This is a genomic window from Dehalococcoidales bacterium, assembly GCA_030698765.1.
GTDB lineage: Bacteria > Chloroflexota > Dehalococcoidia > Dehalococcoidales > UBA2162 > JAUYMF01.
In genome coordinates, this window is sequence record JAUYMF010000174.1 from 21804 (window position 1) to 36153 (window position 14350).

At 52.7% G+C, this 14350-nt stretch carries 13 protein-coding genes; 12 read left to right on the plus strand and 1 reads right to left on the minus strand.

Translation table 11 applies throughout. From position 1 onward, the window contains the following. Window positions 1-19 precede the first annotated feature (19 nt). The 12 genes from Q8Q07_08760 to Q8Q07_08815 all read left to right on the plus strand — a co-directional run bounded on the left by Q8Q07_08760 (window position 20) and on the right by Q8Q07_08815 (window position 13981). Entirely contained in the window at window positions 20-1993 is a 1974-nt protein-coding gene (locus Q8Q07_08760) for an ASKHA domain-containing protein (protein ID MDP3880375.1), read from the plus strand. Next, window positions 1990-2751, plus strand: a complete 762-nt coding sequence (locus Q8Q07_08765; GenBank protein ID MDP3880376.1) for an AAA family ATPase — start codon at window positions 1990-1992, stop codon at window positions 2749-2751. The genes Q8Q07_08760 and Q8Q07_08765 overlap by 4 nt, the downstream gene beginning before the upstream one ends. Before the next feature lie 28 nt (window positions 2752-2779). Next, window positions 2780-3667 carry a bifunctional methylenetetrahydrofolate dehydrogenase/methenyltetrahydrofolate cyclohydrolase FolD gene (folD, locus tag Q8Q07_08770; protein MDP3880377.1) on the plus strand — a complete coding sequence of 296 codons (888 nt, stop codon included), beginning with the start codon at window positions 2780-2782 and terminating at the stop codon, window positions 3665-3667. A gap of 16 nt (window positions 3668-3683) precedes the next feature. Further along, a complete protein-coding gene (locus Q8Q07_08775; protein ID MDP3880378.1) occupies window positions 3684-3893 on the plus strand; it encodes a hypothetical protein in 210 nt (69 codons plus the stop codon). Between the two features lie 20 nt (window positions 3894-3913). Next, window positions 3914-4861 carry an acetyl-CoA decarbonylase/synthase complex subunit delta gene (locus Q8Q07_08780; protein ID MDP3880379.1) on the plus strand — a complete coding sequence of 316 codons (948 nt, stop codon included), beginning with the start codon at window positions 3914-3916 and terminating at the stop codon, window positions 4859-4861. Window positions 4862-4892: 31 nt separating this feature from the next. Beyond that, on the plus strand, window positions 4893-6860 hold the full coding sequence (cooS, locus tag Q8Q07_08785) for an anaerobic carbon-monoxide dehydrogenase catalytic subunit (GenBank protein ID MDP3880380.1): 1968 nt from the start codon (window positions 4893-4895) through the stop codon (window positions 6858-6860). Window positions 6861-6897: 37 nt separating this feature from the next. Further along, entirely contained in the window at window positions 6898-9105 is a 2208-nt protein-coding gene (acsB, locus tag Q8Q07_08790; protein MDP3880381.1) for an acetyl-CoA decarbonylase/synthase complex subunit alpha/beta, read from the plus strand. Window positions 9106-9195: 90 nt separating this feature from the next. Further along, entirely contained in the window at window positions 9196-10542 is a 1347-nt protein-coding gene (gene acsC / locus Q8Q07_08795) for an acetyl-CoA decarbonylase/synthase complex subunit gamma (protein MDP3880382.1), read from the plus strand. Window positions 10543-10551: 9 nt separating this feature from the next. Then, the gene (locus tag Q8Q07_08800) at window positions 10552-11430 is read left to right on the plus strand and encodes a dihydropteroate synthase (protein MDP3880383.1); all 879 of its coding nucleotides are present in this window, start codon (window positions 10552-10554) and stop codon (window positions 11428-11430) included. A 72-nt stretch (window positions 11431-11502) separates the two neighbouring features. After that, window positions 11503-12180, plus strand: coding sequence for a DUF3786 domain-containing protein (locus Q8Q07_08805; protein ID MDP3880384.1), 678 nt, complete (start codon window positions 11503-11505; stop codon window positions 12178-12180). Window positions 12181-12410: 230 nt separating this feature from the next. After that, on the plus strand, window positions 12411-13025 hold the full coding sequence (locus Q8Q07_08810) for a molybdenum cofactor guanylyltransferase (GenBank protein ID MDP3880385.1): 615 nt from the start codon (window positions 12411-12413) through the stop codon (window positions 13023-13025). A 491-nt stretch (window positions 13026-13516) separates the two neighbouring features. Continuing rightward, entirely contained in the window at window positions 13517-13981 is a 465-nt protein-coding gene (locus Q8Q07_08815) for a hypothetical protein (GenBank protein MDP3880386.1), read from the plus strand. Window positions 13982-14080: 99 nt separating this feature from the next. Here the strand turns inward: Q8Q07_08815 and Q8Q07_08820 are convergent. Next, window positions 14081-14350 (minus strand): carboxyl transferase domain-containing protein (locus Q8Q07_08820; protein ID MDP3880387.1); only part of this gene is annotated, 270 nt, incomplete at its 5' end.

Here is a 14350-nt window from a genome sequence, read left to right on the forward strand (position 1 = left end):
TCTGGTAAAATATAGATAGATGGCGAAGGATTTGGCGGATAAAAAGAGAAAGGTTCACTTTGAGCCGGATAATGTTGAGATTGCTGTAGAACCAGGGACTAATCTCCTGGAGGCGGCAATTGAAGCGGGGGTGCGTATCTACGCTTCCTGCGGGGGTGCTGGTACCTGTGGTACCTGTAAAGTCCTCATCAAGGAAGGGGAAGTGGAGACCACCCGTACCAGGAAAGTTTCCGAGAAAGAGTATCAGCAGGGGATAAGACAGGCCTGCCAGAGCCGGGTGCTTACTGACCTGGTGGCTTATGTTCAGCCTGAGTCCAGGCTGGAGCGGGCTGTCTTGTCCCGCGACGAGAGAAAAGTATCGGAAGCCCTGGCTACCGGCTGGAGGTTCAAACCGCCACTCACTAAATTCTTCGTTGAGCTCTCGCCACCTTCCATCGGGGATAATGTCAGTGACCTGTCCCGGCTGCTCAGGGGCTTGAAACGGCAGCATAACCTGAGCAATATGTGGGTGGACTTTGAGGTGCTGAAGAAGCTGTCCCGAACTTTGCGGGATGGTAAGTGGAAGGTTACGGTCACTACCCTGGTTACTGCCATTAAGCCCCGGACGGGAGATGCGCGCCGTCCCCGGATAGTCAATATCGAACCGGGAGACACCCGGAAAACAAGTTACGCGCTCGCCTTTGATATTGGCACCACCACTGTTTGCGGGCAATTGCTAGACCTGAACCGGGGCCGGGTTATCGCTGAAAGCATGGATTATAACGGGCAGATAAGCTACGGGTCTGATGTTATCACCCGTATTGCCCGCTGTCAGAAACCGGGTGGTTTGAAAAAACTGCAGCAGGCGGTGGTGACCACGATTAACGGTGTTATTGATGAGTTGCTGGCTCAGAGCAAGGTCGATATTAAGCACGTTGCGCACATGGTTGTCGCCGGTAATACGACGATGATCCAGATTCTGCTTGGACTTGACCCTAAATATTTAAGATTGGCTCCTTACACTCCGGTGGCTAATTTTATTCCTCCGCTGGAGGCGAAGTCTTTGGGTATCAAGGTGAAGAAGCAGGTCTATCTCTTCACCTTCCCGTTAGTGGCCAGCTACGTCGGCGGTGATATTGTGGCCGGAGTCGTGGCTTCCGGGATACACCAGAGGAAACTGTTGACCTTGTTTATAGATATTGGCACCAATGGGGAGCTGGTAATCGGCAATTCTGACTGGATGGTGACTGCCGCCTGTTCGGCGGGTCCCGCCTTTGAAGGTGGCGGGGTAAAACATGGTATGATGGCTACCAGCGGGGCAATTGAAAGTTTCACGGTAAACCAATCAACCCTGGAGCCGAAGCTGGGCACTATTGGCGATGAAAAGCCAAAGGGCATCTGCGGTTCCGGGTTGATAAATATTACCGCCGGGCTGCTCGAGGCGGGAATTATCGGTCAGAACGGTAAATTCAATAATGACCTGCCTACCGAGCGGATTAGAGAGGGCGAAAGCGGTTACGAATATGTTCTCGCCTGGGCACCGGAGACACAGGTCAACAAAGATATCGTTATTACCGAGACGGATATTGACAATCTGATGCGGGCCAAAGCCGCAATTTACGCCGGCTGTCAAACGCTGGCCGGGAGCGTAGGAGTCAGTTGCTCTGATTTTGAACAGGTAATTATCGCCGGTGCTTTCGGCAGTCACATTAATATTGAGAAGTCAATCACCATCGGACTTTTCCCTGACCTGCCGCTGGATAGATTTATCTTCATCGGCAACGGTTCTCTGCTGGGAGCGAAGCTGACCTCTTTCTCTACGGACTTGCTGGATGATGCCCGCAGGGTAGCCCACATGATGACCAACTTTGAACTGAGTGAAAATGTTGATTTTATGAACAATTATATTGCCGCCCTGTTCCTGCCTCATACCAATGCCGGTGAGTTCACCTCGGTAAAGGAGAAGCTGGACAGGCTGGCGCAGGATAAATCGAAGCGGAGGGCAGTGGTTTGAGTTTCTCTATCGCCGTAGCCGGAAAGGGCGGTACCGGTAAGACATCGATAACGAGCATGATAATCCGTTACCTGGTAAAGAACGGGCTGACGCCGATCCTGGCGGTTGACGCTGACCCTAATGCTAATCTGGGGGAGAGCCTGGGGCTTGAGGTCAGGCAAACAATCGGCTCGATTATCGCCTCGTTTAATGATGAGAAAATACATATCCCGGCCGGAATGACCAAAGAGGCTTACCTGGAGATTAAGATGAACGGCGCTATGGTGGAGAGTAAGGGGCTGGACCTCTTATCCATGGGCAGAGGGGAGGGTCCCGCGTGCTACTGCTACCCTAACTCCATGCTCAGAAAATTTATGGATGAATTGATTGGCAACTATGCTTATACGGTGATGGACAATGAAGCCGGGATGGAGCACCTGAGCCGCCGGACGACTCAGAATATCGATGAGTTGCTTTTTGTTTCTGACCATTCAATAAAGGGTATCCGCACCATAGCCCGCCTCATCGAGCTGGTTGCTGAACTCGACCTGAGGGTAAAAAGACAATCAGTGGTAATCAACCGTGTTGCCAACGGTATTGACCCTCTGGTAAATGAGGAATTATCCCGGCTGGGGATTGAGCCTGCGGCCATAATCCCGGAAGATAAACTGATACAGCTAAGTGACTTTGAGCGTAAACCGCTTCTGGAGCTGCCGGATACCTCTGTGGCGGCGGCGGCGGTGAGTGATTTTATAGCCAGGTTACTGGATAGAAACTGAAGTTTTATAATTAATTAAGGAGGGGAAAATGACGGCCCAGATTATCAGTGGCACTGAGATTGCCAAGCAAATCCGTGAAGAACTGAAACAGGAAATTGCCGAACTAAAAGAGAAGCATAATCTGGTACCGGGGTTAGTTACCGTCCTGGTGGGGGAAGACCCGGCATCCCAGGTCTATGTCGGCCAGAAAGAGAAGACATCTCAAGCTCTGGGTATTTACTCGGAGAGGCATGACATACCGGCGAATACTACTCAGGCAGAACTCCTGGCTCTCATTGATAAGCTGAATAAAGACCCCAGGATTCACGGCATTCTGGTGCAGTTGCCGCTACCTAAACATATTCATGAGACCGAAGTCCTTTATGCTATCGACCCCAAAAAGGATGTGGACGGCTTTCATCCGGTGAATGTGGGTAAATTGATGATTGGCGAAGCTGACTATTTGCCCTGCACTCCGCACGGGATTCAGCAGCTTCTCATCAGGTCCGGTGTGAAAATAGATGGTGCGGAGGTGGTGGTGGTCGGCAGAAGCAATATTGTCGGTAAGCCTATCGCCAATATCCTTCTCCAGAAAAAGGAAGGGGCTAACGCCACGGTCACGGTTTGTCATACCGGTACCCGGGACATGGCTTTCCATACCAGGAGGGCGGAGATACTGATTGTGGCCGCTGGCAGGCCCAAGGCCATTACCGCGGACATGGTCAAGGAAGGGGTGGTGGTCATTGATGTCGGCGTTAACCGGATTGGGATGAGTGAGTCCGGGAAGGCTATCCTGGCCGGTGATGTAGATTTTGACTCGGTCAAGGAAAAGGCGGCAGCTATCACGCCGGTACCCGGGGGTGTGGGCCCGATGACGATAACCATGCTGATGATGAATACAGTGAAGGCAGCCAAGGTAGCTGCCGGCTTGACTTAGAAAAGGAGGGAGACCAATGGCAGAAAAAACCGTAAAAAAGAGTTCCCAAAGCGAGGAAGTGCTGGGGGCGACCTATGAGGAAGGAGTCCCTGAGGGTGAGAACACGGGAAGGTGGCGGCAGAAACTGGCGAGTCGGGAAGAAAAACTGAAGTACTTGCAGACTGGTGAGCGGTACTGGTTTGCTGAAGAGTGGTACGGCAGTGAGCGAAGGAAGAATCCAGCCTAGATTGATTAAGGAAGGTAGAAATGGCGTTTGAAGTTCCGAAAACAAAATACAGCGGTAAGATTAAAGAGATAACTCTGGGCAAGGGAAACAAAGCCGTCATGGTTGGCGGGGAAGCAGTCTACCCCTTTTACCTTTTTGAAGGGCAGATGCCTAACCTGCCTAAGATTGCCATGGAAGTCTACGACTCGCCCCCTGACGGATGGGCTGAGGCAGCCCTGGAGCCTTTTGCCGGGGTCACTGATGACCCCGTTGCCTGGGCACAGAAGTGCATCAGTGATTACGGGGCGGAGATGATATGCCTTCAGTTACTGAGTACTGATCCTAACGGACTTGACCGGGGGGCGGAGGAAGCCGCCAAGGTGGTCAAGAAGGTGGCGGATGCTATTGATGTCCCTCTGATTGTCTGGGGGACGGCCAACCACGAAAAAGATACCGATGTCTTGAGAGCGGTAGCTGAGCTTTGCCAGGGGAAGAGCCTGGTTCTGGGGCCGGTTGAAGAGGGGGACCACAAACGTATCGGGGCGGCGGCTATCGGCTACCAGCACGCGGTGGCGGCATCAACACCGATTGATATTAACCTCGCCAAGCAGCTCAATATACTGCTGGGTAACCTGGGTGTTCCTGACAAGTCGATGGTAATAGACCCTACTGTCAGCGGCATTGGCTACGGTATTGAGTACTGCTACTCGGTAATGGAGCGCATCCGGATGGCTGCCCTGACGCAGCAGGATGATAAGCTCCAGTTCCCTATTATCTGTAATATTGCCAAGGAGGTCTGGAAAACTAAAGAAGCGAAAATGACTGAAGCCGATGACCCTCTGCTGGGAGACCCCAGGAAAAGGGGTATTCTGATGGAGGCAATGTCAGCGGCAGCTTTGCTTGTCGCCGGGGCTGATGTCCTGGTGATGAGACACCCGGAAGCAATAAAATTGGTCCGGGAGATGATTGCCGAGTTATCGGCTGCGTAACATCTTAAGTGATTGGAGGTTAGTGATAAAGATGGCAGAGAAAGAAGTTAAGAGTATTGACCAGGCTACGGTCGAGATGATCGAAAAAGCGGCTGAAGAAGGGATTAGCACCGCCTTTGAGAGGGCGGCAAAGATGACCGCCTGTCCCATCGGGGCTGAGGGGAGTTGTTGCAGCCTTTGTGACATGGGCCCCTGCCGGGTGCCGCTGCCCAGAGGCAAGGAGGAGACCCCGGAGGACAAGAAGAAGAGGAGGGGGGTCTGCGGGGCTACCGTGGAGACTATCGCCGCCCGCAATTTTGTGCGCAAGATAGCCGCCGGGACCGCTTCCCACGGCGACCACGGCCGTGAGGTGGCCAAGGTCTTCCTGGAGGTGGCTAAAGGCGAAGCCCCCGGTTTTGAAATCAAGGACGAGCAGAAACTGCTCCAGTTAGCTCTGGACCTGGGCATCGAAATCGGCGACCGCAGCAACAATGAAATCGCCGTTGATATTGGCGAAGCCCTGATGAAGGATTTCGGCAAGCAGGAGGGAGAGCTCCTCTTCTTGAAGCGGGCGCCCCTGAAGCGCCAGGAACTATGGCGGCAACAGGGAGTTGCTCCCAGGGGCGTGGACAGGGAGGTGGCTGAGGCGATGCACCGTACCCACATGGGGACTGACCAGGACTACCGTAGCCTGTTGCGCCACGGTGTCCGGACGGCCCTGGCTGACGGCTGGGGAGGCAGCATGATTGCCACCGAGCTTCAGGATATTCTCTTCGGGACACCGTCACCGGTGCACAGCAAGATAAACCTTGGCGTACTTAAAGATGATGAGGTCAACATTATCATTCACGGCCATGAACCTTATCTGGCTGAGGTAATCGCCGTTGTGTCTCAGGATCCCGAGCTTGTTGAATACGCTAAATCTAAAGGCGCCAAGGGGATAAACCTGGCGGGTATGTGCTGTACCGCCAACGAGATATTGATGCGTCACGGCGTACCGGTTGCCGGAAACTTCCTGCAGCAGGAACTGGCGATTGTTACCGGGGCGGTGGAAGCGATGGTGGTTGATGTGCAGTGTATCATGCAGGGGCTGGTCGAGGTTGCCAGTTGTTTCCACACCAAGGTTATTACCACCGACCGCCGTGCCCATATTGAGGGCGCCACTCATATCGAGTTCGATGAACACACTGCCGTTGAGTCGGCCAAGACCATAATCAGGGCGGCCATTGATAATTTCCCCAACCGGGGCGATAAGGTCCGTATTCCCAGTTATACAACTGACATGATTGCCGGCTTCAGCCATGAGACCATCAACTACCTGCTCGGCGGTCTCTTCCGCGCTTCCTACCGGCCCCTGAACGATAACATTATTAACGGGCGTATCCGGGGCGTTGCCGGAGTGGTCGGCTGCAGTAATGTCCGGGTGACCCATGACGATGTCCATGTTACCCTGGTCAAAGAGCTTATCAAGAATGACGTACTGGTGGTCGAGACCGGCTGTGCGGCTATGGCTTGCGGCAAGGCGGGCTTGCTCACTCCGGAGGCGGCCAGACAATACGCCGGTGAAGGGCTGGCTTCCGTCTGCGAAGCGGTCGGTATTCCGCCGGTGTTACATCTCGGCGCCTGTATTGATAACAGCCGTATCCTGATGGCGGCCACCGCCATGGTCAAGGATGGTGGTCTGGGTGATGACATCAGCGACCTGCCGGTAGCCGGGGCGGCGCCGGAATGGATGAGCGAAAAAGCGATCGCCATCGGCCAGTATGTCGTTGGCTCGGGAATATTTACCGTGTTCGGAGCAGGCTGGCCCACCATCGGCAGTAAGACGGTAACTGACTACCTGTTTAAGGACATGGAAGGGATGTACGGTGCCATGTGGGCCTGGGAACCTGACCCGCTGAAGATGGCGAAGATGATGATCGACCATATCGACAAGAAGCGCAAGGCCCTCGGCATTGATAAGGCCAGGGAGCGGGTGCTTTACGACATGGCGATGAGAAGGGAGCTTGAGGCGGTCTAGTGACAAGTTTTAAAGATGTAGGGGGTACAGATTAAAGATGTCTAAAATAATTGCGTCAGCAGCAATCAGAGGCGCGCACAAGATTTTCAATCGCGCGGAGGAAAAGTGGCAACAGGCGATGGACAAGTGGGGACCCAATGAACCGGTGGGGTTCCCCAATACCGCCTATTACCTGCCGGTGATATATGGAATCCTGGGCGCCAAGGTGGAAAAACTGGGGGACATGGAGCCGATCCTGAAAAAGTGTAAATCAATCCTGCCCCCCCCGGTTAAGGAGCAGTACGCTCTACCCTATCTGGCGCCGGCCCTTGACGCCGGTATGGTGACCTTCTTCGCCGAGGAGATTATCGAAGCGATACGCTATCTTGAGCAGCCTGACTTTTATACCAAGCAGGAAGATGTCACCGCGGACAATATCTGGCTGGGTGCGGCTGATGATGTTATCCTGAGAAAAAGGGGCGTGGAGTTTGTTGATGGTACTGCCCCCGGCTTTGCCGCCATACTCGGGGCGGCGCCCAGTCCGGAAATAGCCGCCAGGATTGCTCAGGAACTCCAGAAGAAGAACCTGTACGTCTTTATGGGCGGTGAATATAACGGCAAAAGGTTCTCGGAGCAACTTCTCGAAGCCGGAGTCCAGATTGGCTGGGGAACACGCCTGGTCTCATTCGGGCCGGATACCAGCGCCACCGTCTTTGCCATGGGCTTTGCTACCCGGGCGGCGATGTCTTTCGGCGGTATCCAGCCGGGCGAGTACCGGAAAATCCTCATCTACAATAAAGACCGCATCTTCGCTTTCGCTCTGCCGCTGGGCTACGTAACTGATGAATGGTATGCCAATGCCGCCGGGGCCATTAACTGGGGGTTCCCTACTATCGCCGATACGCCTATCCCCGAGGTCCTGCCCACCGGCCTGACCACATACGAGCACGTTGTTTCCAATATCCCACACGACCAGCTGGTGGCGAAGGCGATAGAGGTCAGAGGCCTGAAAGTGACGGTGACGGAAGTGCCGATACCGGTGGCTTTTGGCGCTGCCTTCGAGGGTGAGAGAGTCCGGGGTGAAGATATCTATCTGGAGGCCGGTGGCGGCCGTACCCCGATGGTGGAGTGGGTGAGCAGCAAGCGGATGGATGAGGTGGAGGACGGCAGGATTGAGGTAATCGGGCCGGAATTGACCGATGTCCCCGCCGGTTCCAGACTGCCCCTGGCGATTACTGTTGAAGTTGCCGGCAGGGAGATGCAGGAGGACTACGAGCCGATTCTGGAGAGGCAGATTCACCACCTGATTAACTATGCCCAGGGGGCGATGCATATCGGCCAGAGGGATATTGCCTGGCTGCGGGTCGGTAAACAGGCGGTGGAAAAGGGTTTTAAACTCTCGCATATCGGGACTATTCTCCACGCCAAACTGCACCAGGACTTCGGGCGGATATTTGATAAGATGCAGGTTAAACTCTATACCGAAGAGGATAAAGTCAAAGAAATGGTGGAGAAGGCTAGAGAGGTGTACCAGCATCGGGATGCTCGTATTGAAGGCATGACCGATGAAACTACTGATATGTACTATTCCTGCACCCTCTGCCAGTCATTTGCTCCCGGTCACGTCTGTGTTATCAGTCCGGAAAGGACCGGGCTCTGCGGCTCTTATAACTGGATGGACTGTAAAGCTTCCTTTGAGATTAATCCCACCGGGCCTAACCAGCCGGTGCCGAAAGGGGATGTAATTGATGCCAAGCTGGGGCAATGGAAAGGTGTCAACGAGTTTGTCTATAAGGCTTCCCGCGGGAAGATAGACCATTACAACTTCTACAGCCTGGTCAATGACCCGATGACCACCTGCGGTTGCTGTGAGTGTATTGCGGCGGTGTTGCCGATGTCCAATGGTGTCATGACGGTGAACCGGGAGTACACGGGAGAGACCCCCTGCGGGATGAAGTTCACCACCTTGGCCGGGACTATCGGCGGTGGTATCAGCACCCCCGGCTTCGTGGGTCACGGCAAGTATAATATCACCCAGAGGAAGTTCATCGCCGGTGATGGCGCATTGCTAAGAATGGTCTGGATGCCCAAGATGCTGAAGGAAGAGATTGGCGACCGGCTTAAAGCCAGGGCGGCGGAGCTGGGTGTTCCTGACCTGCTCGATATGATTGCCGATGAGACCGTTGGCGTCACTGAAGAGGATATCCTGCCATTCCTGCAGGAGAAAGGGCATCCTGCCCTGACCATGGACCCGATACTGGGCTGAGAAAGGGCATTCTGGACCTGGCAGTATGCCCGGTACCAGTTAATATGGCTGTTTTGCTTCAGAGTATGACTGAGAAAGGAGTTTGATAAAATGCCGCTTACGGGAATAGAGATATTTAAGCTGCTACCCAAGACGAACTGCGGCGAATGCGGGGTACCCACCTGCCTGGCTTTTGCTATGAACCTGGCTGCCGGAAAGGCGGAGCTGGCGGCCTGTCCTCATGTTTCTGAACAGGCGAAAGCTAACCTGCAGGAAGCCTCAGCCCCGCCCATCAGGCCGGTTACCATTGGCGTTGGGGACCGTGCCCTGAAGGTCGGTGGTGAGACGGTGCTGTTCCGCCATGAAAAGAGGTTTGAGAACCCTCCTGGGCTGGCGCTCCTTATCAAGGACACTATGGACGATGCTGAAATTGATGCCCGGCTGGGCAGGTTCAAGCAACTTCAGTACGAGAGAGTGGGGCTTACCCTCCGTCCGGAACTGGTGGCGCTCAAAGCCGAATCCGGAGACGCCGCTAAATTTGCGACGCTGGTCAATAAGGTGACACAGAACAGTGATGCCAGTATCATTCTGATGAGTGATAACCCTGATATTCTGGCAGCCGGTGTCAAGGCTTGCGCCGACCGCAAGCCACTGCTCTATGCGGCGACTAAAGATAATCTGGACCAGGTTGCGGCACTGGCTAAAGAAAACAAGTGTCCCGTTGCCGCTAAGGCTTCCGGTCTGGAGGAACTGGCTGAGCTGACCACCAAATTAAACGGGGCCGGGGTCAATGATATTGTCATCGATTCCGGGGCGAGGACGCTCCGCCAGGCATTTGAGGAGCAGATAATTATCCGCAGTGCCGCTCTGACCAAGAAGTTCCGTCCTCTGGGTTTTCCGACAATCGTTTTCCCCTGTGAAATGACCGATGACCCGATGAAGGAAGCCGTCATCGCCTCGATATTTGTAGCCAAGTATGGCGGCATCATCGTTCTCTCCGATTTCCGGGGTGAGAGCTTGTTCCCGCTGCTTGTGGAAAGACTGAACATCTATACTGACCCGCAGCGGCCGCTGGCGACCACTCAGGGAATCTACGAGATTGGAAACGTCGACGAGAACTCCCCGGTGCTGATTACCACTAACTTTTCTCTCACCTATTTCATCGTTTCCGGTGAGATTGAATCCAGCAAAGTCCCCACCCATCTTCTGGTTATGGACACCGAGGGGCTTTCCGTGATGACCGCCTGGGCGGCCGGGAAATTCTCCGCAGACGTTATCGGCCCCTTCGTCAAGAAGAGCGGGATCATGGATAAAGTGAAGCATCACAAACTGATAATTCCGGGTTACGCGGCCGCGGAGAGCGGAGGTCTGGAAGAGGAATTACCCGGCTGGGAGATTATGGTCGGCCCCCGCGAAGGGGCCAATATTCCGGCTTATTTGAAATCTTGGAAACCGTAAGGAGGAAAAATGATCCTTATTGGGGAAAACATCAATATCATGTCGGCAACCATAGGCCCGGCATTGAGAGAGAGAAACCCGGTACCCATCCAGGAACTGGCCCGGGCTGAAGCTCAGGCTGGTGTTGACTATCTTGATCTTAATATTGGCCCGGCCCGCAGGCAGGGTAACGAGTTAATGGAGTGGGTGGTCAAGACGGTGCAGGAGGTCAGTGACCTGCCATTATCCCTGGATACGACCAATATGGTGGCGATGGAAGCCGGGTTGAAGGTATGCCAGAGCAAAGCGCTAATCAATTCTATTTCTCTGCAACCGGCCCGGTTGGAGCAGGGGTTGCCCCTGGCCAAAAATCATAATGCCGATATGATCGGTCTGCTCTGGGGCGTCGAGGGAATGCCCCGGGACGCTAACGAAAGGTGTATGCTGGCCGTTGATTTAATCTATAAGGCCAATGAGGCTGGCATCCCCAGTGAGAATATCTGGATTGACCCGATTGCCAGTCCGGTATCGGTGGAGATAAATCAGGTAAAGTCCTGTGTCGAGTTTATGAGCATGTTAAAAGATATCGCTCCCGAGTGTAAATCTACCGTGGGACTTTCCAATATCTCCAACGGCACCCCGCATCACCTCAGGCCTTATCTTAACCGCACTTATCTCATAATGCTGATGAGATACGGCCTGCACTCCGCGATAGTTGATGCCTTTGATGCGGAACTGGTAAAAGTAGCCAAAGGCGAGATGCCGGAGATCGTTGACCTGGTCTACCGGGTCATGGACGGCGAGCAACCTGACCTGGCTTCATTAAGTAGAAAAGAAGTGGAGTATGTGAAAACAGTCAGGGTACTTACCGGCGAATCGCTTTATTCCCACTCCTGGCTGGAGATATGATTCCGGTCAGGTCATCATATCTCGGAAAGAGATAGGAAACCTGAGAATAACCACGGTAAATCTGTTTACCTGATGGAAAGCAAACGTTTAACGTTACCCGGCCAGTGGAACTACGAAAAAGCCTACGGGCAGGCTGATAAAATCGCCCGTGAGAGGCTGGCCGGGATTGATGATATTGAAGCGCAATGCCGCCGGAGCGGTACCGAGTACCGGGTGGAAGGTGACCAGAAGTCAATCATTGTCCGCTACCTGGACCGGCCCTACCGTATCAGCCTGCCCGGTGGTGAGATTGCTCTGGTGGATGGCGCTGCTGAGGTTCCGGTAAGAGACCGGATTCTTATCCTGCACTATTTTCTCAGAGCCAAAGGTACGCCGCTATCGAATAACCTCATTACCCTGAGAGAGTTACCGGAAGGCAGCGGCTACTTCCCGACATTTTTCAACCGTACCAGTCAGCCGATTTTGAACCACTTCGGTAAAAACCCGGCTCTCCTCATTGACGCCAGTAGAGGAATGGGAGGATACCCCGCAGATCTCGGTGATACGGCGGTAACTATCAAGGCTTTTACTTATGTGCCGATAACCATCGTCCTCTGGCGGGGTGATGATGAGTTCCCTGCCCAGGGCAGCGTGCTATTCGATGCTACCATTTCTGATTACCTCTCCACAGAGGATATTGTGGTGCTCTGTGAGACCATTACCTGGAAACTGATCCGGTACGTCAGGGAGATGGAAAAGCCAGCGTCTTAGCTCACTCTTTTTGATAGTAGTCTATCATGTCAATTTACGGATTGAGGTCACTAAGTATGAAAATTTCCTCTCCCTTGACGGGGGAGGATTAAGCCTGCCCCATACTGGATACGGGGGTGAGGGTGAATTCAATCTGGTTCATTCTCCTCATTCTAACTCTCTCCCGTAAGGGGAGAGAGGACTTATTCTTGTGACTCAGCCCGCGTAACTCTATTTAAGTGAATAGTAATATGAAAGCAACATCGATTATCCTGGCCGGCGGCAAGAACCGGCGCTTTGGCAGGAGTAAACCCCTGGAGGTACTGGAAGGTAAAAGCCTGGTGCAATGCGTCGTGGAGCGACTCCGACCGCTGAGTGACCAGATTCTGGTGGTGACATCAGCGGAACAATGCGCCATTCCAGTGAGCCACGATGTTGAAATTTTTACTGACCTCTATCCGGGTAAAGGCCCCCTTGGTGGTATCTATACCGGACTGCTGGCTTCACGTCATACGCACAGTATCGTGGTTGCCTGTGATATGCCTTTCCTGAATACCGAACTGCTGCGCTATATGGTCGGGCTTTCTAGGGGTTTTGATGCCGTTATCCCTCATCTGGAAGAAGGGATGAGAGATCCCCTTCATGCTGTCTATTCTAAAAAATGCTTGCCATTTATCAAGAAACAATTGGAGAATAACCATCTGGAAGTTTACGCTCTTCTTGATGTGGTGCGGGTACGGTATGTCGAACGCGAAGAATGCCGGAGGATAGACCCCGAGCTGCTGTCCTTCTTTAACATAAATTACCCGGCAGACCTGGATAAAGCTATTGCCCTGGCTGCTGCTGAGTTGTCAAAAACAAGCTGAATGTGACGCTTAGGACTCCCATCGATTGTCAGTCCATGTCCAGGGTCGAATACAATTTGTCATTCTGTGGTCGACATGGAATCCAGAAAAAAATCGAGCTTAACAAGCGGCGTTGGCATTCCGGTGAGGTTGTCTGAAAATGTCATTGCGAGACCATCCCGACCCCGTATCAGTGTACGGGGTAAACTCGTCGGGAGGCGAAGCAATCCAGCTGCGTATGTTTACGACTCCCCTTACGGATTGCTTCGTCACTGCGTTCCTCGCAATGACATTTATATGGAAGAGGGGCTTCCGCCCCCTCTCACACTTAACCTAACAAGTCTCTGCCGTCATGAAGGTTAGAAAGAATTCTATAGACAAGCGTATCCATCTCCCTTTTCCCACCCTTCCCTCAAAATTTTAGAAAAATTTCCCTAAAAAGGCTTGACAAGATTAGAATATTAGTGATACATTAGCAACAGTGTTACACTATAATACCAAAGGAGAGAAATATGACCCCAGTTATACGTATTGACGACCAGGTTATGGATGAACTGAAAAAGAGAGCGGTAGAATTCGGGTTGGTTTTTAATACACCAAATGAGGTATTAAGAGTCCTACTAGGCTTGCATAAACAAGATAATATTATAACTGATAAAAAATATGTAGATATAGAGATTAGAAACCCACACTCTTCACAAAAGTATCATTTCATTCCTATACCCAAAAGAATAAGACGGTTTTTACCTGGTTATAAGCTACCTTTCTCATTAGAAACGGACATAGGTGAGATAAAAACTTATGTTTCATCTGCCCCAAACGGAACACATATGGGCGACCCAGATAAAGGGGCATATATTCAAAGCAGACTTAAGAAGTGGTTCGATACCCATCAAATAGAACTAAAAAATGGGGCTACTCTTCGAATCCAAGCCTTAGAAGCAGGAAGACGCTATAAGCTTTCCTTAAATAAATAAGCGGGAATTACTAAAAGCATCATACCCTCTTGTATAAACAATCGCCCCTTCCTTTGTTTAAGGAAGGGGGTCAGGGGGATGGATTTCACATCCGCTAATTCACGCCGGAATAATTCCGTGCTTTTTGGTCGGGGTGCTCTCTGCCTTGTCAATCACCATTTCCAGGGCTTCAATCAGCCTGGGCCTGGTCTCCGCCGGGTCAATGACATCATCAACGTGCAGGTGCTCGGCAGCGCGGTAGGGATTGGCGAATTCCTTCCGGTACTCGGCAATCTTTTGCCGCAACAGCTCATCCGGATTTTCGGCTTTCTCCAGCTCTCTGCGGAATATGATAGGGGCGGCCCCCTCGGCGCCCATCACCGCCAGCTC